At 64.5% G+C, this 21,513-nt stretch carries 18 protein-coding genes; 9 read left to right on the top strand and 9 right to left on the bottom strand.

The window, feature by feature from the left end:
- The first annotated feature begins 47 nt into the window (after positions 1 to 47).
- From PVZ80_RS32540 to PVZ80_RS32515, 6 genes are all read left to right on the top strand, one after another.
- Positions 48 to 872 (top strand): ABC transporter substrate-binding protein, encoded by an 825-nt coding sequence (locus tag PVZ80_RS32540; RefSeq protein ID WP_124340149.1) that lies wholly within the window; start codon positions 48 to 50, stop codon positions 870 to 872.
- 110 nt (positions 873 to 982) lie between these two features.
- A complete protein-coding gene (locus tag PVZ80_RS32535) occupies positions 983 to 1,831 on the top strand; it encodes a polysaccharide deacetylase family protein (RefSeq protein WP_038632320.1) in 849 nt (282 codons plus the stop codon).
- Complete coding sequence (locus tag PVZ80_RS32530) at positions 1,824 to 2,711, top strand: polysaccharide deacetylase family protein (RefSeq protein ID WP_101282448.1); 888 nt, start codon at positions 1,824 to 1,826, stop codon at positions 2,709 to 2,711. The genes PVZ80_RS32535 and PVZ80_RS32530 overlap by 8 nt, the downstream gene beginning before the upstream one ends.
- On the top strand, positions 2,708 to 4,060 hold the full coding sequence (locus PVZ80_RS32525) for an MmgE/PrpD family protein (protein WP_273865067.1): 1,353 nt from the start codon (positions 2,708 to 2,710) through the stop codon (positions 4,058 to 4,060). The genes PVZ80_RS32530 and PVZ80_RS32525 overlap by 4 nt, the downstream gene beginning before the upstream one ends.
- A 43-nt stretch (positions 4,061 to 4,103) precedes the next feature.
- A complete protein-coding gene (locus tag PVZ80_RS32520) occupies positions 4,104 to 5,288 on the top strand; it encodes an MFS transporter (RefSeq protein WP_273865066.1) in 1,185 nt (394 codons plus the stop codon).
- Between the two features lie 157 nt (positions 5,289 to 5,445).
- Positions 5,446 to 6,153, top strand: a complete 708-nt coding sequence (locus PVZ80_RS32515) for an HPP family protein (protein WP_273865065.1) — start codon at positions 5,446 to 5,448, stop codon at positions 6,151 to 6,153.
- 170 nt (positions 6,154 to 6,323) lie between these two features.
- Here PVZ80_RS32515 and PVZ80_RS32510 read toward each other — a convergent pair whose 3' ends face one another.
- The 3 genes from PVZ80_RS32510 to PVZ80_RS32500 form a co-directional block, all read right to left on the bottom strand.
- Positions 6,324 to 7,187 carry a LysR family transcriptional regulator gene (locus PVZ80_RS32510; RefSeq protein ID WP_007925718.1) on the bottom strand — a complete coding sequence of 288 codons (864 nt, stop codon included), beginning with the start codon at positions 7,185 to 7,187 and terminating at the stop codon, positions 6,324 to 6,326.
- 134 nt (positions 7,188 to 7,321) lie between these two features.
- Positions 7,322 to 8,332 carry a fimbrial protein gene (locus PVZ80_RS32505; protein ID WP_124340147.1) on the bottom strand — a complete coding sequence of 337 codons (1,011 nt, stop codon included), beginning with the start codon at positions 8,330 to 8,332 and terminating at the stop codon, positions 7,322 to 7,324.
- Positions 8,332 to 9,048, bottom strand: a complete 717-nt coding sequence (locus PVZ80_RS32500) for a fimbrial biogenesis chaperone (protein WP_273865064.1) — start codon at positions 9,046 to 9,048, stop codon at positions 8,332 to 8,334. Before PVZ80_RS32500 ends, PVZ80_RS32505 begins: the two co-directional genes overlap by 1 nt.
- 447 nt (positions 9,049 to 9,495) lie before the next feature.
- Between PVZ80_RS32500 and PVZ80_RS32495 the strand changes: the two genes are divergently transcribed.
- Entirely contained in the window at positions 9,496 to 10,617 is a 1,122-nt protein-coding gene (locus PVZ80_RS32495) for an enoyl-CoA hydratase/isomerase family protein (protein ID WP_273865063.1), read from the top strand.
- Between the two features lie 3 nt (positions 10,618 to 10,620).
- A complete protein-coding gene (locus tag PVZ80_RS32490; protein ID WP_273865062.1) occupies positions 10,621 to 11,814 on the top strand; it encodes an acyl-CoA dehydrogenase family protein in 1,194 nt (397 codons plus the stop codon).
- 12 nt (positions 11,815 to 11,826) lie between these two features.
- Here PVZ80_RS32490 and PVZ80_RS32485 read toward each other — a convergent pair whose 3' ends face one another.
- The 6 genes from PVZ80_RS32485 to PVZ80_RS32460 all read right to left on the bottom strand — a co-directional run bounded on the left by PVZ80_RS32485 (position 11,827) and on the right by PVZ80_RS32460 (position 19,025).
- The gene (locus PVZ80_RS32485) at positions 11,827 to 12,600 is read right to left on the bottom strand and encodes an enoyl-CoA hydratase (protein WP_025808975.1); all 774 of its coding nucleotides are present in this window, start codon (positions 12,598 to 12,600) and stop codon (positions 11,827 to 11,829) included.
- Positions 12,601 to 12,620: 20 nt separating this feature from the next.
- Complete coding sequence (locus PVZ80_RS32480; RefSeq protein ID WP_009048953.1) at positions 12,621 to 13,748, bottom strand: acyl-CoA dehydrogenase; 1,128 nt, start codon at positions 13,746 to 13,748, stop codon at positions 12,621 to 12,623.
- A gap of 9 nt (positions 13,749 to 13,757) precedes the next feature.
- Positions 13,758 to 14,945: an acetyl-CoA C-acyltransferase gene (locus tag PVZ80_RS32475; protein WP_009048952.1), complete on the bottom strand. Its 1,188-nt coding sequence runs from the start codon at positions 14,943 to 14,945 to the stop codon at positions 13,758 to 13,760.
- A gap of 12 nt (positions 14,946 to 14,957) precedes the next feature.
- Positions 14,958 to 15,719 carry an SDR family NAD(P)-dependent oxidoreductase gene (locus tag PVZ80_RS32470; RefSeq protein ID WP_273865061.1) on the bottom strand — a complete coding sequence of 254 codons (762 nt, stop codon included), beginning with the start codon at positions 15,717 to 15,719 and terminating at the stop codon, positions 14,958 to 14,960.
- 18 nt (positions 15,720 to 15,737) lie between these two features.
- Positions 15,738 to 17,402, bottom strand: a complete 1,665-nt coding sequence (locus tag PVZ80_RS32465) for an AMP-binding protein (protein WP_273865060.1) — start codon at positions 17,400 to 17,402, stop codon at positions 15,738 to 15,740.
- Positions 17,403 to 18,008: 606 nt separating this feature from the next.
- Positions 18,009 to 19,025, bottom strand: a complete 1,017-nt coding sequence (locus PVZ80_RS32460; RefSeq protein WP_273865059.1) for an AraC family transcriptional regulator — start codon at positions 19,023 to 19,025, stop codon at positions 18,009 to 18,011.
- A 357-nt stretch (positions 19,026 to 19,382) separates the two neighbouring features.
- Between PVZ80_RS32460 and PVZ80_RS32455 the strand changes: the two genes are divergently transcribed.
- On the top strand, positions 19,383 to 21,513 hold a 2,131-nt coding region (locus PVZ80_RS32455), incomplete at its 3' end, for a TonB-dependent receptor (RefSeq protein ID WP_273865058.1).

Genomic DNA, 21,513 nt, shown 5'->3' with positions numbered 1-21,513 from the left:
GCTCGCAAACCCGGAGCGGACCTCACAACACTCATAAGAGAACGACCATGAAGAACTTCGTCATTCCAGCAGTACTCGCAAGCCTGATGGCCAGCAGCTTGACCTTCGCCGCCGAGCTGCCCGCCAGCCTCAAGGCCAAGGGCGAGATCGTCGTAGCGATCATGCCCAACTACCCGCCGATGGACTTCAAGGACCCGGCCACCAACCAGCTCACCGGCCTCGACTACGACCTGGGCAACGCCCTGGCCGAGCGCCTGGGGGTGAAGATCGCCTGGCAGGAAACCGGCTTCGAGCAAATGATCAACGCCCTGACCACCGACCGCGTGGACGCGGTGCTGTCGGGCATGACCGACACCGCCGAGCGGCAGAAGAGCGTGACCTTCGTCGACTACTTCACCAGCGGGCCGCAGTTCTACACCCTGCAGAAAAACACCGCGATCAACGAACCCACCGACCTGTGCGGGAAGAAAGTCGGCACCAGCCGTCGCACCACCTTCCCGACGGAAATCGCCACCTGGAGCAAGGCCAACTGCGAAGCCCACGGCAAGCCGGCGGTGGTGGTGATCGGCGCCGAAGGTTCGGCCGACGCCCGCGCCCAACTGCGCCAGAGCCGCATCGACGCGGCCATGCAAGGCAGCGAGACCCTGCCGTACCTCAAGACCCAGGAGAAGGACACCTACAAGACCCTGGGCCTGCCGATCTCCGAGCAGTTCACCGGCCTGGGCGTGAGCAACAAGAAGCCCGAGCTGGCCGAAGCCCTGAAGAGCGCGCTGCAAAGCATGGTCGACGACGGCAGCTACCAGGCCATCCTGAAGAAATGGGACCTGGAGCTGGGCGCGATCAAGACCGTGACCCTCAACGCCGGTAAATAACCACCCGAGCAATCCCCCCGCGGGCGCGAGCCACTCGTGTCCGCGGGAGGTGGCCGTTGCTCAGCGGATGACGGGCAAACCGGCCCGCCCCAATGACTGGAGCGCTATCGATGTCCTCCTCACCCCAACCCACCTGGCCGGACGGGCACCAGGCGTGCCTGGCCCTGGCCTTCGACCTCGACGGGCCGACCGGCGACGCCATGCTCGACGGCTCGATCTGGCGCAAGCCGGAATACTTCGGCTTTGGCGGCTACGGCCCCTATCGGGCCCTGCCGCGCTTGCTCGACCTGCTCGATGCCTTCCGGATCCCGACCACCTTTTTCGTCCCGGCCTGGGTGGTGGAGAACTGGCCCAGGCAATGCCAGGCGATCGTCGAACGCGGGCACGAGGTGGCCTACCACGGCTACCAGCATGAGTCCTTCTATGCGCTGCCGCTGGAGCAGCAGAAGGCGGTCATGGCCAAATCCCGCGAGGTGTTCTGGAAGCACCTGAATATCCGCGCCGAAGGTTTCCGTACCCCGTCCGGCGACTGGCGGGCCGAAACCCCGGCCATGCTGGTGGAAGCCGGCGTCACTTACTCCAGCAGCATGCGCGGCGACGACCGCCCGTACCTGGTCCGGGTCCCGGGCCATGCCACGCCGCTGGTGGAGATCCCCGGACGCTGGGAGATGGACGACTACGCCTCCATCGCCTACACCCGCGCCCCCGATTTCCCCGCGGGCCTGGACCGCACCGCCAGCTACGAGCTGACCCTGGACAACTGGCGCCGCGAGTACGACGGCGCCATGGACGAAGGGCTGTGCCTGACCACCCTGTTCCACCCCAAGATCACCGGCAAGCCCGGGCGCATCCTGCTGCTGGAGCGCCTGTTCGAACATATGCGCCAGCGCCAGGACGTGTGGTTCGCCACCTGCCGCGACGTCGCCCGCTGGTGGCTCAAGGAGCATCACCATGGCTGAACCCCAGGTCTGGCCCCAGGGCTACCGCTGCGCCGTGGCGGTGACCGTCGACTACAACGACATCCACGGCATCCTCACCCAGGCCCCGGAAGTGGCCGGGCGCGACAAGACCCTGTCGGTCTGGCGCTATGGCAGCCAGCGTGGCGTCGAACGCCTGCTGGCGCTGCTCGACGAACTGCGGGTGCCGGCCACCTGGTTCGTTCCGGGGATCGTGGCCGAGGAAAACCCCGGGCATGTGCGGGCGATCCAGGCCGCCGGGCATGAAATCGCCTGCGCCGGTTATCGCCACGCCAACTACGACCGCTTGAGCCTGGCCGAACAGCAGCTGGAACTGCAACGCGGTTGCCAGGCCCTGGCCGAACTCACCGGCCAGCGCCCCAGGGGCTTTCGCATTCCGGCCGGCAACTGGGCCCCGGGGTTCGTCGAGGCGCTGCATGGGCAAGGCATTCGCTGGTCGTCGTCCTGGCGCGGCGATGACCTGCCCTTCCCCCACGCGACCCGGCCGCAAGTGATAGAGCTGCCCTTGCACTACGAGCTGGAAGACGAGCCCTACTTCGCCTTCAACCTCAGCCCGGCGGTACCGCCGGGGCAATCGCGGATCGCCTCCTACAGCCACACCCTGGGCAACCTGCAGCTGGACTTCGCCGGCTTCCACCGCTTCGGCCTGCTCTACGTGCTGCGTCTGCACCCGGAGATCATCGCCACCCCGGGGCGCATCGGCCTGCTGCGCGAGCTGTTGCAGGGCATCCAGCGGCACGAGGATGCGTGGATCGCCCGCGCCGGCGAAATAGCCCAGTGGTGGGCGGAACGCGCGCAACCGCTGGCGGAGGATCACCCCGCGGCGATTTATGAACGTCACTATCGGGCCTACCTGCCATGACCGATCGTTTGCAACGCCTGGCGCAATTCTGCGTCGACAGCCGTTTCGAAGACCTGCCCCCGGCCCTGGTGGCCCAGGCCACCCGGCATATCCTCGACACCTTCGGTGCCGCGCTGGCCGGGGCGCACAGCGAAGTCGCCGCGGCGGCGCGACAGGCCCTCGGCGACGAAACCGGCCCCAGTCGGGTATGGGGCACCGACCTGAGCACCAGCGCCACCCAGGCGGCCTTGCTCAACGGCATCGCCGCCCATGCCCTGGAGCTGGACGACACCGGCGGCTGCGACCATTCCGGGGCGGTGGTGCTGCCGGCGGTGATGGCCGCCGTCAGCCTGCGCAGCACCGCACTCAGCGGCCGCGAACTGCTCACCGCGGTGGTCATGGGTTACGAAGTCGGGCGCCGGGTGCTGGAAGCCTGCGGCGGTTATTCCGCCCACAACGGTGCCGGCTGGCATTCCACCGCCACCTGCGGGGTGTTCGGCGCGGCCGTCGCTTGCGGCCGGGTGCTCGGCCTCGATGCCCGGCAGATGGGCTCGGCCCTGGGCCTGGCCGGCAGCTTCAGCGGCGGGCTCTGGGCCTTTATTCACGACGGTTCGCACAGCAAGAAACTGCACAGCGGCCGGGCGGCCGAAGGCGGTCTGCTGGCCGCGCGGCTGGCCCGGCAAGGCGTGACCGGGCCGGGCCAGCTGTTCGAGGAGGTCTGGGGCGGCTTCCTCAAGACCCTGGCCGGCAGCGATGCGATCCCCCAGGCCCTGGACGAAAACCTGGGCCAGGTGTGGAAGCTCGCACGCTGCTCGATCAAGCCTTATGCCTCCTGCCGGGGCACCCACTCGGCCATCGATGCCCTGGGCCTGTTGCTCGAACAACTGCAGGTGACGGCAGATCAGGTGGAAGACATTCAGGTGTCCCTCTGCGCCTTCCTCGACGGCATGTGCGGCAGCCGCGCCATCGACTCCCTGGCCGCCGCGCAGATGAGCCTGCCCTACGCCCTCGCGGCGCGCCTGGTGCATGGCCATGCCGGGCTGGATGCCTATGATCGCCAGTGCCGCGAAACACCGCGGATCGCCAGCGCCATGGCACGGATCCGCCTTGAAGTGGATCCACAACTGTCAGAGGATGGTGAGCCCGTGGTCACCCTGCGTACCCGTGACGGGCGCCAGGCCAGCCTGTGCGTCGAGGTGCCGTTGGGCGCGCCGGGCAACCCGCTCGGCGATCAGGCGCTGCAAGAAAAGTTTCTCAGCCTGGCGACCCGGGTGCTGCCCGCCGAACGGGCCGGCGAATTGCTACAACAGTTGTGGCGGCTGGCGGATATGGAATCCGTCACCGTGCTGGACCGCTGGCTCCAACCATAGGCCTCCCATAGCCCACTCAGACAACAAGGACTCGTGCACCACCGTGGCCACTTATTCGCTGGTTATCCGCCGCCTGATGATCTGCTCGCTGACCATTGTCGTCAGTCGCGCCATCACCAGCCCCCTGCTCACCCTGTTCCTCAGCGAAAAACTCAGCCTCGACCAGCAGGACGTCGGCCTGCTGCTGGGGATCGCAGTGTTCATCGCCACCTTGCTTGCGCTCTATGGCGGCTACATCCTCGATCGCCTGGACAAGCGCCGGCTGCTGATCCTGACCATGCTCTCCAGCGGCATCGGTTTTGTGCTGCTGACCTTCGCCCACAACCTCTACCTGACCACCGCGATCCTGGTGATCACCGAAACCGCCTCGGCGCTGTTCCTGATCGGTTCCAAGGCGATCATCAGCGAAAACCTGCCGGTGAGTCAGCGGGCCAGGGTGTTCTCCCTGCGCTACACCCTGACCAATATCGGCTACGCCACCGGCCCCATGCTCGGCGTGGTGATCGCCGGGCAACTGCCGCTGGCGCCGTTCCTGATCGCCGGCGCCATCGCCTTTCTCAGCACCCTGCTGATGCGCGGCATTCCACCCACGCCGGGCCTGTCCTCGCTGAGCAAGCCGCAGAGTTTCCTCAATACCCTGGTAACCCTGAAAAACGACCGCACGCTGATCATGTTCACCTGCGGCTGCCTGCTCAGCACCATCGTCCACGGGCGTTTCACCCTGTACCTGTCGCAGTACCTGCTGGTCACCCAAGACGCGAAAAGCGCCCTCGACACCATGGCCGCCCTGCTGGCCTGCAACGCCATCAGCGTGATCCTGTTGCAGTACCAGATCGGCCGCTTCCTCAAGCGCGAACAATTGCGCCACTGGATCGCCGTCGGCACCAGCCTGTTCATCCTCGGCCTGATCGGCTTCAGCCTGGCCGACAGCCTGCTGGGCTGGTGCCTGGCGATGTTCGTCTTCACCCTCGGCGAGATGATCATCTACCCGGCGGAATTCCTGTTCATCGACACCCTGGCCCCCGAGGCACTGCGCGGCAGCTATTACGGCGCGCAGAACCTCGCGGCCCTGGGCGGCGCCTTGAGCCCGGTGATCTGCGGCTATCTGCTGGTACACACCCCGGCACCGACCATGTTCTATGCCCTGAGCGCCTTGACCGCCCTCGGCGGGCTGCTGTGTTTCATCAGCGGACGGCGGGTGGCGCAGGCCGCGACAGTGCAAAAATAGTGCACTTAAACAGCATTATTATGAATTTGTAGGCGCTTCGATTGATCGGCACACTGTGCCGGTTCCTCCCCCAACTGTTGGAACGCTTCAGGGCTTTCTGGTAATCCAGACAAGCCCTTCTTTTTGCCCGCTTGAACCGGAATTGGATCGCTTCGTCATGCTTGCTCGCTGGAAACCCGCCGCCATCAATACCCGCCCCTCGGAATGGAGCCGCGCCGCGCTCGGCATGGCCTTGGGCACGCTGTTGAGTGTCTGGTTATGCAGCCGGGTGTTCGGCATGGAGGTGGCGCTGCACCTGATCGGCCCGCTGGGAGCTTCGGCGGTGCTGCTGTTCGCGGTGTCGTCCGGGGCGCTGGCGCAACCCTGGTCGATCCTCGGCGGCTACCTGTGCGCCGCGGTCCTGGCGCTGCTGGTGGCCCATGTGCTCGGACGCACCCTGGGCAGCGCCTGCCTGGCCGCCGGCATGTCCCTGGTGCTGATGTGCTGGCTGCGTTGCCTGCACCCGCCGGCCGGCGCGGTGGCCCTGACGATGGTGCTGGCCGACCCGGCGACCATCGCCCTCGACTGGCTGGCCCTCGGCCCGGTGATGCTGGCGGCCCTGTGCCTGTTGCTCAGCGCCCTGGCCTACAACAACCTGACCCGCATCCGCTACCCCAAGGGCCAGAGTGAACCCACCACCAGGCTGCCCGCCGAGCAGCCATCCACCGATGCCCTGGCCATCACCGCCGCCGACCTCAAGCTGGCGCTGGATGAGATGCAGGAGTTCTTCGACGTCACCCCGCAAGACCTGGAACAGCTGATCCATGCCAGCGAAGCCCATGCGCGCCGGCGCAGTATTGGCGAGGTGTTGGCGTCGCGGGTGTGATCGGGGTTATCCGGACAGATCGCGGACTCAGGTTTTACGGCAACTGCGTTGCCGATCGCAGCCTCGCAGGCTCGGCAGCGGCTACACAAACACCGCGGTCCCTGTAGCCGCTGCCGAAGGCTGCGCTCGGCTGCGAAGCAGTCGTAAAACCAGACGCCGCGTTTTTTAAGTCAGATCATCGGATCCCAACGCTGCGACCAGTCGGTGTCGCTGGCGATGACTTCGCGCAGCACTTCGAAGGCCTGCTGCAGCTGGGCCGAATCCCGTTCGCGGGCGTACAGCAGGTAGGTCGGGAAGTTGAACTCCGGGGCCTTTTCCACCCGTTCCAGCACGCCGCTGTCCAGGTAGCTTTGCACCACCCGGGTACGGAAGTAGCCGCTGCCACCGCCTTCGAGGATGAACTGCAAGGCCAGCGGCCCGAGGTTGAAACCCACCGCGGCCTTGGCCTGGTCCGGCAGCGCCGCGTCGTGCTGGCGGCGGAAATCCTCGCCCCAGTCGATGTACACATAAGGCTCGGGTTTGCCGGCCAGGCGCACCAGGATCAGCTTTTCCTCGAGCAACTGCTCGACCTGCAACCCCGGCCCGTACACCGGCTGGAACACCAGCGCGGCATCCAGCACACCCAGCTCCAGCTGGCGTTGCAGGCTCGCGCCCTCGGCGATCTGGCTGCGCACGGCGTGGCTGGGAATCGCCTGGCGCAGGCGGCGCACCCAGTTGAGCATCAGCGGATTGCACAGGCTGACTTCACCGCCGATGTGCAGCACATTGCGATAACCGGCCAGCAACGGCAGGTCGCGCTGGGCCGCCTCCCAGGTCTGCACCAGCTGGTTGGCGTAGACGATGAACGCCTCGCCATCGGCGGTCAGCCGGGCCCCGGCGCGGTTGCGCACGAACAGCTTGCAGTTGAGCTGGCCTTCGAGGTTCTGCACCCGGGCGCTGATCGCGGTCTGGGTCAGGTGCAAGCGCTCGGCCGCGGCGATCAGGCTGCCGCTGCGGACGATTTGCAAAAAGGTGCGGGCCAGGTCGATGTCCATGGAGCCTCGTCATTGAAAGTCGAGCGCCATTGTAGCCAGCCACTCTGCAGGCTGCGCATCCGTCCAGGGACTTTTTCGGAGGTCGGGGGAATGCCGGCGGCATGTACTGCGACCGGCAGTGTCAGGGGGTCAGGTCACTTGTAGTAGATGTTCAGCACCGCGCCTGCGTTGAATGGTCCCAATTTGGGGGCAGTCATCCACTTCAGCCTGGCCAGGAGCCTGCGAGAGTTGTTCCTTGAGGTGGTTGTCGGGATCAGGGCGAACTCCTGCTTGAACTTCACCACTGTCTGGTCATCGGCCTTGATGAGGCTGATGCCGACCGAAGTATTGTTACTTGGAATCAACGTATCCCTGGTCGATGACAGGGTGGCATTCAGAGGCTCGAGGTTTGCATTGAGACCGTAACTGGCATCGCAATCGCGCTGTTCATTGATCGAGAATGGCACTGAAGTGATAGTGGCGCCGATCTGGGCATTCACGTTACTGAGCTTTCCGAAATTCACAGTGGTCGGGGATATGCTGACGATCGAGGTGCAAGGCACATAACGGAACTTGTTCAAGCCGTTGACGGTGAGGTTATAACTCGAGCCAAGACGTACTCCGCCTTTCCCATCCAGCTGAAACGCCTTGTAATTGTTGATGGGAGAAAGAAGCCCTTCCTTGTTGGCGCCAGCCGGAGATTTTTTCGAGAAAAAAATCGAATAGGTCAGGTTTTTCTTCTCTTTTTGCCAGCCGCAGGTCACTCCGGCCCCACAACCGCTGACCCGCCACCCGATACTCAGCTTTCCTTCCGTCAATGAGGAGAACAGATAGTCCTTGCCTCCATAGGTAATACCAATGTCGATATCAGGGCCGAGCTCGGTTTTAGCGGGGTTGATATAAAGATAGATGTCTTCATCAGGCGCGCCACTAACGTCCACCCAGCATTCAACTTCGATGGTTTGCGTGGGTTGGCGCCAAAGAATTGTGCCAGCCGGTTTTGAGTTCATGATGGCGGTAGTCGTTGTAATGGTGGTCGAATCACTTACCGCCCCGTCCTTCTGGCATTTCAACGCATAGCTACTGGGAATGCTTATAAAGAACAAAAGGCCGATGGCTAAAAGCTTTCTAGTGATCATGACAAAACCTTTTAAGTTGAAGGGCATCACAGATCGCTCTGGCGAGCATGTGCGATTCCAGAGTCGCTGATGAACTTGTAGGTCATCTGGCCAGCCGCCTGGTGACAGCCAGGCACCACCAGGTCGTAGCTGGAAAAAGGCGCGATCATCAGGTGCTCGACGGAGTTGCCACAGGTGGCACCTGTACGATCACGCAGACCGACTTCGGTGAGTGTCAGGTAATAGGGGCTGTCGTTACGGGCCTGGTAGGAGCCGGGTGGTGCCTTGGGCGATGGAGCCCAGCGCAGTTTTTCCAGCGCATCCTCCAGGCTGCCAGGCAGATCCGGACGAAAGATCAGCTTCAAGTTGTGTTGCAGGGCAATCTGGATGTTGTTTTCCTGCCTGGGCTTCTCCGGAACCTGCATAACGCTCAGGAGGAAGAACGACTCCCGGTCGCTCGGTAAACCAACCCCCTGATAGAAGATGGTCAGCGAAGCCTTGCCATGAGCGGGAATCAACAGCAGCGGTTTGTTCACGACCATCGGCAAATCCCGCGCCTGGTCCTTGTCGCCCCAATGAAGAAGGCTTTGTACCAGGGCGGGCGCATCCCCTTCGTTATCCAGGGTGACCATCAGCGACTTCTGCCTGCCATCGAAAATAAAGCGGGTGAAACCACCGAAGCTGATTTCAGCCTGAGCAATTGTGCTGACCATTAGCCCCAGCAACAGAACGATGCTGGCGAAAGCGTTCGTAGATTTCTTCATGGTTTTCGGGAAAAGAACCGGGAATAGGATGGGATGAATACTGTTTCATTCATCGCCGGATTTTGGCGAGATTTGCTCTTTATCGGAATCAGACAATTCCTAAAGCGGAATTCCAAAAATCCTAAAAGCAACATTGCCGACATTAAAAATATCAGTGCCGCTTGGCTTCCCTGCGCAAGCAATTGCCCGATTGAATTGCATGGAAAAATAACGATCCTGCAACGATAAATACCGAAACCTTGAGCAAGTCCGAAACATTTATCGCACATGTCGGCTCAACGGTTGCTATCTGCGAATCCATCGCCCAAGCCCTCCTGAATCCCATGCAAAAATGCACAGCCAACCTGCAGTTATTCGGGTTGTACATGGCAAATTTGCACTGTTACGATCCCTCATCGTTCGCGCGCGAACACACCTATAAAGAACAATAAAAGCAGGGAGTTAGTGATGACTGCTCAGGTTCCATCCCAGGCCACGCGAGACGCCGGCGCCACGTCGGTCGAGGCCTCGCAACAGGACGTGCTGGCCGAAGTCCGCAACCATATTGGTCACCTGACCCTCAACCGCCCCGCCGGCCTCAATGCCATCACCCTCGGCATGGTGCGCACCCTGCAACGCCAGCTCGATGCCTGGGCCCAGGACCCGCAGGTGCACGCGGTGGTCCTGCGCGGCGCCGGCGAAAAAGCCTTCTGCGCCGGCGGCGATATCCGCACCCTCTACGACAGCTACAAGAACGGCCAGACCCTGCACGAGGAGTTCTTCGTCGAGGAATACGCGCTGGACCTGGCAATCCACCATTACCGCAAGCCGGTGCTGGCGCTGATGGACGGTTTTGTCCTCGGCGGCGGCATGGGCCTGGTCCAGGGCGCCGACCTGCGCCTGGTCACCGAGCGCAGCCGCCTGGCGATGCCGGAAGTGGCCATCGGTTATTTCCCGGATGTCGGCGGCAGCTACTTCCTGTCGCGCATCCCCGGCGAGCTGGGCGTCTACCTGGGGGTCAGCGGCGTGCAGATCCGTGCCGCCGATGCCCTGTACTGCGGGCTGGCGGACTGGTACCTGGAGAGCGACCAACTGAGCCTGCTGGACCAGCGCCTCGACAACCTGCAATGGCGCGACACCCCGCTCAAGGACCTGCAGGGCCTGCTGGCCAAGCTCGCCGTGCGGCAGTTGCCGGACGCGCCGCTGGCGGCGCTGCGCCCGGCCATCGACCATTTCTTCGCCCAGGCCGACGTGCCGAGCATCGTGCAACAGTTGCGCGAAGTGACCGTTGGCGATACCCATGAATGGGCCAGCAGCACCGCCGACCTGCTGGCGACCCGCTCGCCCCTGGCCATGGCCGTGACCCTGGAAATGCTCCGGCGCGGTCGCCAGCTGAGCCTGGAACAGTGTTTCGCCCTGGAGCTGCACCTGGACCGCCAGTGGTTCGAGCGCGGCGACCTGATCGAGGGCGTGCGCGCCCTGCTGATCGACAAAGACAAGAACCCACGCTGGAACCCGCCCACCCTGCAGGCGCTGGACGCCGCGCACGTGGCGAGTTTCTTCAGCGCTTTCGACCCGAGCCGGAGCTGAGCCATGCACGACATTGAATTGAGCGAAGAGCAGGTGATGATCCGCGACATGGCCCGGGACTTCGCCCGCGGTGAAATCGCCCCCCACGCCCAGGCCTGGGAAAAGGCCGGCTGGATCGACGACGCCCTGGTGGCGAAGATGGGCGAGCTGGGCCTGCTGGGCATGGTGGTCCCCGAGGAATGGGGCGGCACCTATGTCGACTACGTGGCCTACGCCCTGGCGGTGGAAGAAATCTCCGCCGGCGACGGCGCCACCGGCGCGCTGATGAGCATCCACAACTCGGTGGGCTGCGGGCCGATCCTCAACTACGGCAGCGAAGAACAGAAACAGACCTGGCTGGCGGACCTGGCCAGCGGCCAGGCGATCGGCTGCTTCTGCCTGACCGAACCCCAGGCCGGTTCCGAAGCCCACAACCTGCGCACCCGCGCCGAACTCAAGGACGGCCAGTGGGTGATCAACGGCGCCAAGCAGTTCGTCAGCAACGGCCGACGCGCCAAGCTGGCCATCGTCTTCGCGGTGACCGATCCGGACTTGGGCAAGAAAGGCCTGTCGGCGTTCCTGGTGCCCACCGACACCCCGGGTTTTGTCGTCGACCGCAGCGAACACAAGATGGGCATCCGCGCCTCGGACACCTGCGCGGTGACCTTCAACCAATGCACCGTCCCCGAGGCCAACCTGCTGGGCGAGCGCGGCAAGGGCCTGTCCATCGCCCTGTCCAATCTCGAAGGCGGGCGCATCGGCATCGCCGCCCAGGCCCTGGGCATCGCCCGTGCGGCGTTCGAGGCGGCGCTGGCCTACGCCCGCGAGCGGGTGCAGTTCGACAAGCCGATCATCGAGCACCAGAGCATCGCCAACCTGCTGGCCGACATGCATACCCGCCTGAACGCCGCGCGCCTGCTGATCCTGCATGCCGCGCGCCTGCGCAGCGCCGGCCAGCCGTGCCTGTCGGAAGCCTCCCAGGCCAAGCTGTTCGCCTCGGAAATGGCCGAGAAGGTCTGCTCCTCGGCGATCCAGATCCACGGTGGCTACGGCTACCTCGAGGACTACCCGGTGGAGCGTTACTACCGGGACGCGCGGATCACCCAGATCTACGAAGGCTCCAGCGAGATCCAGCGCATGTTGATTGCCCGCGATAGCGTCTTCACAGACACCGCACAAATAAAAACCGCAGCCTTGGCTGCGATTTTTTATGGGTAACGACAGCCCGGATTATTTGTCCTTGAACTGCGCCTCGCGCTTGGCGATAAACGCCGCCATGCCTTCCTTCTGATCCTCGGTGGCGAAGGCCGCATGGAACACCCGGCGCTCGAAACGCACGCCTTCCGACAGGCTGACTTCGAAGGCGCGGTTCACGCTTTCCTTGATCATCATGCTCACGGGCACCGATTTGGCGGCGATCAGCGCCGCGACTTTCAGCGCTTCGTCCAGCAGCTCATCGGCCGGCACGATACGCGCGACGATGCCGCAACGCTCGGCTTCCACCGCATCGATGAAACGCCCGGTCAGGCACATTTCCATGGCCTTGGCCTTACCCACCGCGCGGGTCAGGCGCTGGGTGCCGCCCATGCCCGGCAGCACGCCGAGGTTGATTTCCGGCTGGCCGAACTTGGCGTTGTCGCCGGCCAGGATGAAGTCGCACATCAGCGCCAGCTCGCAGCCACCGCCCAGGGCAAAACCGTTGACCGCGGCGATGATCGGCTTGCGCCGGTTGGCCACCCGGTCGCTGTCGCTGAACAGGTCGTCCATGTAGATCTGCGGGTAGGTCAGCTCGGCCATTTCCTTGATGTCGGCACCGGCGGCGAAGGCCTTCTTCGAGCCGGTGAGGACGATGCAGCCGATTTGCGGATTGGCTTCCAGGCTGTCCAGGGCCTGGTTCACTTCGCTGACGATCTGCGCGTTGAGGGCGTTCAGCGCCTGCGGGCGGTTGAGGGTGATCAGGCCGACGCGGTCCTTGATCTCCAACAGAATGGTTTCGTAACTCATGGATCAGCTCCTGCTAAAAGTCAGAGGTTGCGCGAAATGACCATGCGCTGAATGTCGCTGGTGCCTTCGTAGATCTGGCAGACCCGCACGTCGCGGTAGATGCGCTCCAGCGGAAAGTCGTTCAAGTAGCCATAGCCGCCCAGGGTTTGCAAGGCGGCGGAACAGACCTTCTCGGCCATTTCCGAGGCGAACAGCTTGGCCATCGACGCCTCCACCAGCGCCGGCTTGCCGCTGTCGCGCAGGGCCGCGGCGTAGTGCACCATCTGCCGCGCCACGGCGATCTGGGTGGCCATGTCCGCCAGGCGGAAAGCCACCGCCTGATGCTCGATGATCGGCTTGCCGAAGCTCTGCCGTTCGCGGGCATAGTCACGGGCAGCCTCGAAAGCCGCACGGGCCATGCCCACCGATTGCGAGGCAATGCCCACGCGGCCGCCTTCGAGGTTGGCCAGGGCGATCTTGTAGCCCTCGCCCTCCTCGCCCAGGCGGTTGGCCACCGGCACCTTCACATCCTCGAAGAGAATCTGGCAGGTGTCGGAGGCATGCTGGCCGAGCTTGTCCTCCACCCGCGCGACGCTGTAGCCCGGCGCGTCGGTGGGCACGATAAAGGCGCTGATGCCGCGCTTGCCGGCCGCCGGGTCGGTCACCGCGAACACGATCACCACCCCGGCGTTCTGCCCGGAGGTAATGAACTGCTTGCAGCCGTTGAGCACGTAATGGTCGCCCTCCAACCGCGCCCGGGTTTTCAGGCTGCTGGCGTCGGAGCCGGCCTGGGGTTCGGTCAGGGCGAAGGCGCCGAGCATGGCGCCGCTGGCCAGGGGCTTGAGGAAACGCTCCTTCTGCTCGTCGTTGCCGAACTTGAGGATCGGCACGCAGCCCACCGAGTTGTGCACGCTCATGATGGTCGAGCAGGCGCCGTCGCCGGCGGCGATCTCTTCCAGGGCCATGGCGTAGGCCAGGTAGCCGGTGTCGCAACCGCCCCACTGCTCCGGCACCAGCATGCCGAAGAAGCCCAGCCCGGCCATCTCGCCGATGGCCTCGCGAGGGAAGCGATGCTCGCGGTCCCATTCGGCGGCGAACGGCTTCAAGCGTTCCTGGGCGAACTGCCGGGCCGCGTCGCTGATCTGCTGTTGTTCGTCATTAGGCAGCATGGTGATTCCTTAATACAGGCATTCGACGGCCATGGCCGTGGCTTCGCCGCCGCCGATGCAGATCGCCGCGACGCCACGCTTCAGGCCTTTCTGGCGCAGGGCCGAGAGCAGGGTCACGAGGATCCGCGCGCCGGACGCGCCGATCGGGTGGCCCAGGGCGCAGGCGCCGCCGTGGACGTTGACCTTGTCGTGGGGGATTTCCAGCTTCTGCATGGTGACCAGGCTGACCACGGCAAAGGCTTCGTTGATTTCGAACAGCTCGACCTGGTCCAGCGACCAGCCGGTCTTCTTCAGCAGTTTCTTGATCGCCCCGACCGGCGCCACCGGGAACAGTCCCGGGGTATCGGCGAACGCCGCATGACCGTGGATCACCGCCAGGGGCTTGAGGCCACGTTTCTCGGCCTCGGAACGGCGCATCAGCACCAGGGCTGCGGCGCCATCGGAGATCGAACTGGAGTTGGCCGCGGTGACGGTGCCACCGTCGCGGAACGCCGGTTTCAGCGTGGCGATCTTGTCGAGCTTGGCCTTGGGCGGCTGTTCGTCGTCGCTGATGGTCTGCTGTTCCTTGCCGACAGTGACCTGCAGCGGCACGATTTCCGCCTTGAAGCTGCCGTCCTTGATCGCCTGCTGGGCGCGGGTCAGCGAGGCCACCGCGAAGGCGTCCTGGGCTTCGCGACTGAAGCCGTTGGTCTCGGCGCAGTCTTCGGCGAAGGTGCCCATCAGGCGGCCCTTGTCGTAGGCGTCTTCGAGGCCGTCGAGGAACATATGGTCGAGCACCCGCCCGTGGCCCATGCGGTAGCCGCTGCGGGCGCGATCCAGCAGGTACGGCGCGTTGGACATGCTTTCCATGCCGCCGGCGATCACCACCTCGGCGCTGCCGGCCAGCAGCATGTCGTGGGCGGCGATGGTCGCGGCCATGCCGGAGCCGCACATCTTGTTCAGGGTGGTGCAGCGGGTGGCCTTGTCCAGCCCGGCGCCCAGCGCCGCCTGACGGGCCGGCGCCTGGCCGAGACCGGCCGGCAGCACGCAGCCGAACAGCACTTCATCGACGCTGTCGCTGGCCACCCCAGCGCGCTCCACCGCGGCCTTGATCGCGGCGGCGCCGAGTTGCGGCGCGGTCAGGCTTTTCAGCTCGCCCTGGAAACCGCCCATCGGGGTGCGGACGGCGCTGACGATAACGATCGGATCTTGGTTCATGAAGAGTCCTCCTTACTTGGCTGCCATGCGCAGGGCGCCGTCGAGACGGATCACCTCGCCATTGAGCATGCTGTTGCTAATGATATGCCCGACCAGCGCGGCGTACTCGTCCGGCTTGCCCAGGCGTGGCGGGAACGGCACGCCGGCGGCCAGGGAAGCGCGGACTTCGTCGCTCATGCCGGCCATCATCGGGGTTTCGAAAATGCCCGGGGCGATGGTCATCACCCGGATGCCGAAGCGCGCCAGTTCGCGGGCGGCCGGCAGGGTCAGGCTGGCGATCGCGCCCTTGGACGCGGCATAGGCGGCCTGGCCGATCTGCCCGTCGAAGGCTGCCGCCGAAGCGGTGTTGATGATTACCCCGCGCTCGCCGTCGGCGTTCGGTTCGCTATTGGCGATGGCCGCGGCGGCCAGGCGCATCAGGTTGAAACTGCCGATCAGGTTGACGTTGATCACCTGGCTGAAGCTGGCCAGGGCATGCGGACCGTGCTTGCCGAGGATCTTCTCGCCGCGCACGATCCCGGCGCAGTTGACCAGCCCGTGCAGGCTGCCGAACGCCTTGAGCGTGGCCTGCACCGCCGCTTCGGCGGCCGCTTCGTCGGTGATATCGGTGACCGTGCTCCGGCAGCCGAGCTGCTGCGCCTGGGCCGCGACGGCCTCGGCATTGAGGTCCACCAGCATCACCTGGGCGCCGGCCTTGACCAGCATCTGCGCGGTGGCCGCACCGAGACCGGAAGCGCCGCCGCTGACGAGAAAAACCTTGTTTTCGATGTGCATCATGAGTTCCTGGGTAATTCAGGCCGAAGCCTTGTGCGCCGCGGCCTCTTGAGCCTTGGCGATTTCCTGGTTGCGCAGGATGAAGCGCTGCAACTTGCCGCTTGGGGTTTTCGGCAATTCGCTGACAAATTCGATTTCACGGGGGTACGAGTGCGCGGCCAGGCGCTTGCGCACATGCTGGCGCAGCTCTTCGGCCAGCTCCGGCGCGGCGCGGTATTGCGGGCTGAGCACGACGAAGGCCTTGACCAGCTCGGTGCGCTCCGGATCGGGCTTGCCGATCACCGCCGCTTCGACCACCGCCGGGTGCTCGATCAGCGCGCTTTCCACGTCGAACGGGCCGACCCGGTAACCCGAGGTGGTGATCACATCGTCGCTGCGGCCGACGAAGCTGATGCTGCCGTCCGGGTTCAGCTCCACGGTGTCGCCGCTGAGGTAGTAGTGGCCGACGAAGGCCTTGGTCACCACGCCGTCGTAGCCGTTGAACCAGCACATCGGCGACTGGCTGCGGTCGATGGCGAGGATCCCCGGCTGGCCCACCGAGAGTTCCTGGTGCTGCTCGTCGAGCACCACGATGCGGTGGCCCGGCGAGGCGAAACCGGCCGCGCCGACATGCACCGGATGCTCCAGGCCGTGGTGGTTGCACAGGACCATGCCCAGTTCGGTCTGGCCGTAATGGTCGTGGATCACCACGCCGAGGTTGTCGGCGAACCAGCGGATCACCTCCGGGTTCAGCGGCTCGCCGGCGCTGCTGACGATGCGTAGCTTGCCCTTGATCGAACGAGCGAACTCGTCGCCGCCGGCGATCAGCAGGCGGTAGGCGGTCGGCGAACCGGTGAGGTTGCTGATCCCGTATTTGTTGATCACCCGGCAGGTGCTTTCCAGGGTGAAGGGCCCATCGTAGAAGGTGATCGGGTGGCCCAGGCCCAGCGGGCCGGTGACGCCAAAATAGATGCCGTAGGCCCAGCCCGGGTCGGCGACGTTCCAGAACGCGTCCTCGGGACGCAGGTCGACGGCGTCGCGGGTGTAGCTCTGGAACGCGACGATGGCCTTGAGCGGCACGTACAGGGCCTTGGACGGGCCGGTGGTGCCGGAGGTGAACATCAGCAGGAACGGGTCTTCGCCCGTCAGCAGCACGGGTTCGCACTGCGCCGGGTAATTGCCCAGCTCGGCCCAGAAACTGAAGTCGCCACGGACGATGCCCTGGCCCTTGGTGCCCGCGACCGTGACGATGGTCGGGCAGTCGGCCACCTCATTGAGCTTTGGCCGGTTGACCGCGTCGGTCACCACCACTTTGGCCCCGGAGCTGTTCAGGCGGTGTTCGATGGCCTTGGGGCCGAAGGCGGTGAACAGCGGCTGGTAGACCGCGCCGATGCGCCAGGTGGCGAGCACCGCGATCAGCAGTTCGACGTTGCGCGGCAGCAGGCCGGCGACCTTGTCGCCCTTGCCCACGCCCTGGGCCAGGAGGAAGTTGGCGAAACGCGCGGCCTGGGCCTGCAACTCGCTGAAGGTGTAGGTCGCGCTACTGCCGTCGCGGCCCTCCCAGAACAGCGCGATGCGCCCCGGCAAGGCGTGCCGGTCACAGCATTCGACGCAGGCATTGAGTGCCGACAAGGAGCCATGCAGGGCCGCATCGACCGTGTGCTGATAATTGAAGTGTGCCGTGGCAGACAGGTAATCGCGCATTGCCAGAATCCCTCGCTGTTCTTATTAGGATGGGAACCAATGGGAACTACAAAGACATCAGGCAAATACTGGCGCCACGGCCCGGGCGGGACAATGGTCAAAGCTTTCAAGTTGCGTGACTGGTTTGGCCAAGAACCCCATGGCGGTCAAGGCGCCCTGTAGCCGCTGCCAAGCGACAGCGAGGCTGCGATCGACCCGCGTAGCGGTCGCAACCCAGGCAACGCATTCAGCCTGACACACCGCAAGCTCAGGTTTTGCGGCAACTGCGTTGCCGATCGCAGCCTCGCGCTGCTCGACAGCGGCTACCCAAGTTCCCCGTAGCCGCTGCCGCAGGCTGCGATCGACCCGCATAGCGGTCGCAACCCAGGCAACGCATTCAGCCTGACACACCGCAAGCTCAGGTTTCGCGGCAACTGCGTTGCCGATCGCAGCCTCGCGCTGCTCGACAGCGGCTACCCAAGCTCCCCGTAGCCGCTGCCGCAGGCTGCGATCGAGGCCGCAGGACTCGCTATCAGCCTTGACGCGGTGCATCAGCGACACCGCGCCGCACGCCTTTGCGACGGTTCCGGTCGATCGCAGCCTGCGACAGCGGCTACAAGGATGCGCTCAGGCCGGGTCGTTGAGGATCAGGCTGCGGTAATGCCCGGGGTTGGAGCCGGACCATTTGCGAAAGGCTTTGTAGAACGAACTGGCGTCGGCGAAGCCCAGGCGGCTGGCGATTTCCGTGAAGCTGATCTGCGGCTCGGCCAGCCAGGCGATCGCCAGTTCCTTGCGCACCCCGTCCTTGATTCCCTGGTAGGTCTGCCCCTCTTCCGCCAGACGGCGGCGCAGGGTCGAGGCCGACATGCACAGGCTGTGGGCCAGGCTCTCGGTTTCCGGCCACTGCGCGGCGGGCAGCTGGCGCAGATCGTGCTTGATGCGGCTGGCCAGGCTCTGCGGGTCGCGGTATTTGACCAGGATATTGGCCGGCGCCTGGGCCAGGAAACGCTTGAGCTCCTCGTCAGTGCGCTTGATCGGCAGGTCCAGGCAGTCGGCGGCGACGATCATCCGCGTGCGCGGCCGGTCGAACCGCAGGTTCTGCGAGAACATCACCTGGTAGTCGTCGCAGAAATCCGGTTCCGCGCAGCGCAGCTCGATGGCCAGGATCGGGATGCGTCGCCCGGCCAGCCAGCAGGCCACGCCGTGGACGATCATCCAGTAGGTGAAATAGGTGAAGGCCCGGCGCGGCGCCTGCTCGTCCTCCAGCAGGACGATCTCCGCCAGGCTCTGCTGGCGCACCAGCTGGGCCGGCAGGTGTTCGAGCATCAGCGACAGGAACGCCAGCCCGGACTCCAGGCCCGCCGCCAGGTTCGGCCGGGCCATCGCGGTGCGACAGAGAAACTCCAGGCTGCCGGACTTGAGCTTGCGCGGGTCCATGCCGAAGAACTCGTCGTCCGTGCGCCGCGCCAGCAGGCGCCACAGCCGGGCATAGGCCACCGCCGGCACGCGGGCGGCGCTGACGTCCAGCCGGGCCGGGTCGATGCCGACCTTGAGCAGCACTTCTTCGCTGGCGGCACCCGGGGCGCAGCTTTGCAGCAGCGCTTCGCGCACCAGTTGCATGGAGATCGTGTCTTTTTCCGACATCGCGCGTAACTGCTTCCTGCATAAGGAGATTTGTCGGTCATCTTAGGCAGTGACGAGGAAAAAGCCAGTGGGCTTTTGGCTAAGCGGCCCATCTCGTTCCGTCCCGGCTCCTGACCTTTGTGCGCCGCTGCCTGCAGTGCTCTGCGCAGCGACAGGCTGCCGCCCATTCGCCGCTGCCCCAGGCAGATAAGCCTCAGTACACCGAAAGAAAAATCTCTTACAAGTCCTGATCTTGCCTTCGCCACAAAAAGATAAATCTCATTAACGCCAAAAAATTGTAAGCGTTCTTGTACATTCCGTTTTTAATAATCAATCTTAAATAGGATTTAATCTCATCAAACCCAAAGAGTGATTCTCATGGATAGCAAAGCCCCCTCCTCCTTGCCACAGCACCGTCTGCTGGCCCCCACAATAGGCCTCGCCATCGTCTCTGCCTCCGGTCTCACCGCTGCTGGCGAACGGCAGAACGTCTTGCAACTGGACAACATCAAGGTCGAGGCGGAGGAAGGCAAAGGCTACAAGACCGAACGTTCGTCTTCCGCCAAGTACGTGGCGCCGCTGCTGGACACCCCGCAGACCATCACCGTGGTGCCGCCCAAGCTGATCCAGGAACAGCAGGCGCTGAGCCTGCGCCAGGTGCTGTCGAACGTGTCCGGCATCACCTTCAACGCCGGCGAAGGCGGTGGCGGCTCGGGGGACAGCATCAACATCCGCGGCTTCTCGGCCAACAGCAACATGCAGATCGACGGCCTGCGCGACAGCGCGCAGACCAACCGTTCCGACACCTTCAACGTCGAGCAGGTGGAGGTGATCAAGGGCCCCAACTCGGTGTTCGGCGGCGCCGGCACCACCGGTGGCAGCATCAACGTGGTCAGCAAGCAACCGAAGAACCAGGCGTTCACCCGCCTCGGCGGTAGCCTCGGCACCGATAACTACTACCGCCTGACGCTGGACAGCAACCAGCCCCTTGAAGGCGTCGGCCAGGACAGCGCGGTGCGGATCAACCTGATGGGCCATCAGAACGATGTGCCCGGCCGCGACAAGATCGACCGCGAGCGCTGGGGCATCGCGCCGTCGTTGCGCCTGGGGTTCAGCGACGCCACCCGGCTGACCCTCAGCGCCTTCCACCAGACCGACGACAACCTGCCCGACTACGGCGTACCGGCGCTGGACGGCAAGAAGCTGGCCGGGGTCAAGCGCGATGCCTATTTCGGCTGGAAGAACCTCGACAAGGAGCAGATCGAACAGAACGCCTTCACCGCCGATTTCGAGCACGACTTCAGCGACCACCTGCGCCTGCAGAACCTCACGCGCTACAGCCGCACCGCGCGCGACACCATCGTCTCGGCGTCCCATGTCAACACCAGCGGCGTGCCGGCGGGCCGCTACCGTCCGGCCGGGCCCCAGGCCTACGGGCGCGACGCCACCACCGAGATGTGGATCAACCAGAGCAACCTGATCGGCGACTTCGAGTTCGCCGGCATGCGCCACGACCTGGTGGCGGGCGTGGAACTGTCCCGGGAAACCCTCGACCTGAAGACCTACAACCACGGCCTGAACACCGCCTTGTATCCACGCGACGGCTATGCCCTGGGCAGCCCGCCCGGGCGCTGGAACGGCCCGGTCAACAAGACCACCAGCGGTTATACCGAGACCACCCTCAAGGGCCAGGCGTACTACCTGTTCGATACCATCGCCCTGAGCGAGCGCTGGGACCTCAACCTCGGCCTGCGCTACGACAAGATCAAGGGCGATGTCGACAAATACTCGGCCAGCCATGTGAAAAGCGAGAGCCTGGTCTCGGACACGAACAAGGCCAGCGCCCGCACCGGCCTGGTGTTCAAACCGACCGAAAACGGGCGCATCTATGCCGCCTGGGGCAACTCCTTCAACCCGTCCGCCGAGAACCTGGCCTCGACCGGCGGTGGCTTGAGCAAGGGCAACCAGGACCTGGCGCCGGAGAAGAACGAAACCTGGGAACTGGGCACCAAGTGGGAATTGCTGGACAAGCGCCTGGAACTGGACGGGGCGCTGTTTCGCGTAGAGAAGAGCAACGCCCGGGAAACCATGGCCGACGGTTCGACCCAACTGGCTGGCAAGCAACGAGTGCAGGGTGTGGAAATCGGCGTCACCGGGCATGTCAACGAGCATTGGGATGTGTTCGCCAACTACACCTTCCTCCACAGCGAAATCCTCAACGCGGCAAACACCGCCTCGGGCATCGCGCGCAAGGGCCAGGCCCTGGGCAACACGCCACCGCGTTCGCTCAATCTGTGGACCACCTATGAACTGCCAGCCGGCTGGACCCTGGGTTACGGCACTCGTTATGTCAGCGAGCGCAACGTCAGCTCCAGCACCCGCGCCAAGCTTGACGCTTACTGGGTACACAACGCCATGCTCGCCTACAAGGTCAACCACAACCTCGACCTGCAGCTGAACGTCAACAACCTGTTCGACAAGGACTACGTGGAACGGGTGCGCCAGCAGA

This window comes from Pseudomonas sp. B3G-3, from assembly GCF_028640915.1.
GTDB lineage: Bacteria > Pseudomonadota > Gammaproteobacteria > Pseudomonadales > Pseudomonadaceae > Aquipseudomonas > Aquipseudomonas chlororaphis_I.
The sequence above is the reverse complement of the archived record's forward strand: the minus strand, read 5'-3'. Positions and strand labels throughout refer to the sequence as shown.

Excerpts from the sequence above, each read along its gene's own strand:
- PVZ80_RS32540 (WP_124340149.1), top strand. The coding sequence starts at position 48 with ATGAAGAACTTCGTCATTCCAGCAGTACTCGCAAGCCTGATGGCCAGC.
- PVZ80_RS32535 (WP_038632320.1), top strand. The coding sequence starts at position 983 with ATGTCCTCCTCACCCCAACCCACCTGGCCGGACGGGCACCAGGCGTGC.
- PVZ80_RS32530 (WP_101282448.1), top strand. The coding sequence starts at position 1,824 with ATGGCTGAACCCCAGGTCTGGCCCCAGGGCTACCGCTGCGCCGTGGCG.
- PVZ80_RS32525 (WP_273865067.1), top strand. The coding sequence starts at position 2,708 with ATGACCGATCGTTTGCAACGCCTGGCGCAATTCTGCGTCGACAGCCGT.
- PVZ80_RS32515 (WP_273865065.1), top strand. The coding sequence starts at position 5,446 with ATGCTTGCTCGCTGGAAACCCGCCGCCATCAATACCCGCCCCTCGGAA.
- PVZ80_RS32510 (WP_007925718.1), bottom strand. The coding sequence starts at position 7,187 with ATGGACATCGACCTGGCCCGCACCTTTTTGCAAATCGTCCGCAGCGGC.
- PVZ80_RS32505 (WP_124340147.1), bottom strand. The coding sequence starts at position 8,332 with ATGCCCTTCAACTTAAAAGGTTTTGTCATGATCACTAGAAAGCTTTTA.
- PVZ80_RS32500 (WP_273865064.1), bottom strand. The coding sequence starts at position 9,048 with ATGAAGAAATCTACGAACGCTTTCGCCAGCATCGTTCTGTTGCTGGGG.
- PVZ80_RS32495 (WP_273865063.1), top strand. The coding sequence starts at position 9,496 with ATGACTGCTCAGGTTCCATCCCAGGCCACGCGAGACGCCGGCGCCACG.
- PVZ80_RS32490 (WP_273865062.1), top strand. The coding sequence starts at position 10,621 with ATGCACGACATTGAATTGAGCGAAGAGCAGGTGATGATCCGCGACATG.
- PVZ80_RS32485 (WP_025808975.1), bottom strand. The coding sequence starts at position 12,600 with ATGAGTTACGAAACCATTCTGTTGGAGATCAAGGACCGCGTCGGCCTG.
- PVZ80_RS32480 (WP_009048953.1), bottom strand. The coding sequence starts at position 13,748 with ATGCTGCCTAATGACGAACAACAGCAGATCAGCGACGCGGCCCGGCAG.
- PVZ80_RS32475 (WP_009048952.1), bottom strand. The coding sequence starts at position 14,945 with ATGAACCAAGATCCGATCGTTATCGTCAGCGCCGTCCGCACCCCGATG.
- PVZ80_RS32470 (WP_273865061.1), bottom strand. The coding sequence starts at position 15,719 with ATGCACATCGAAAACAAGGTTTTTCTCGTCAGCGGCGGCGCTTCCGGT.
- PVZ80_RS32465 (WP_273865060.1), bottom strand. The coding sequence starts at position 17,402 with ATGCGCGATTACCTGTCTGCCACGGCACACTTCAATTATCAGCACACG.
- PVZ80_RS32460 (WP_273865059.1), bottom strand. The coding sequence starts at position 19,025 with ATGTCGGAAAAAGACACGATCTCCATGCAACTGGTGCGCGAAGCGCTG.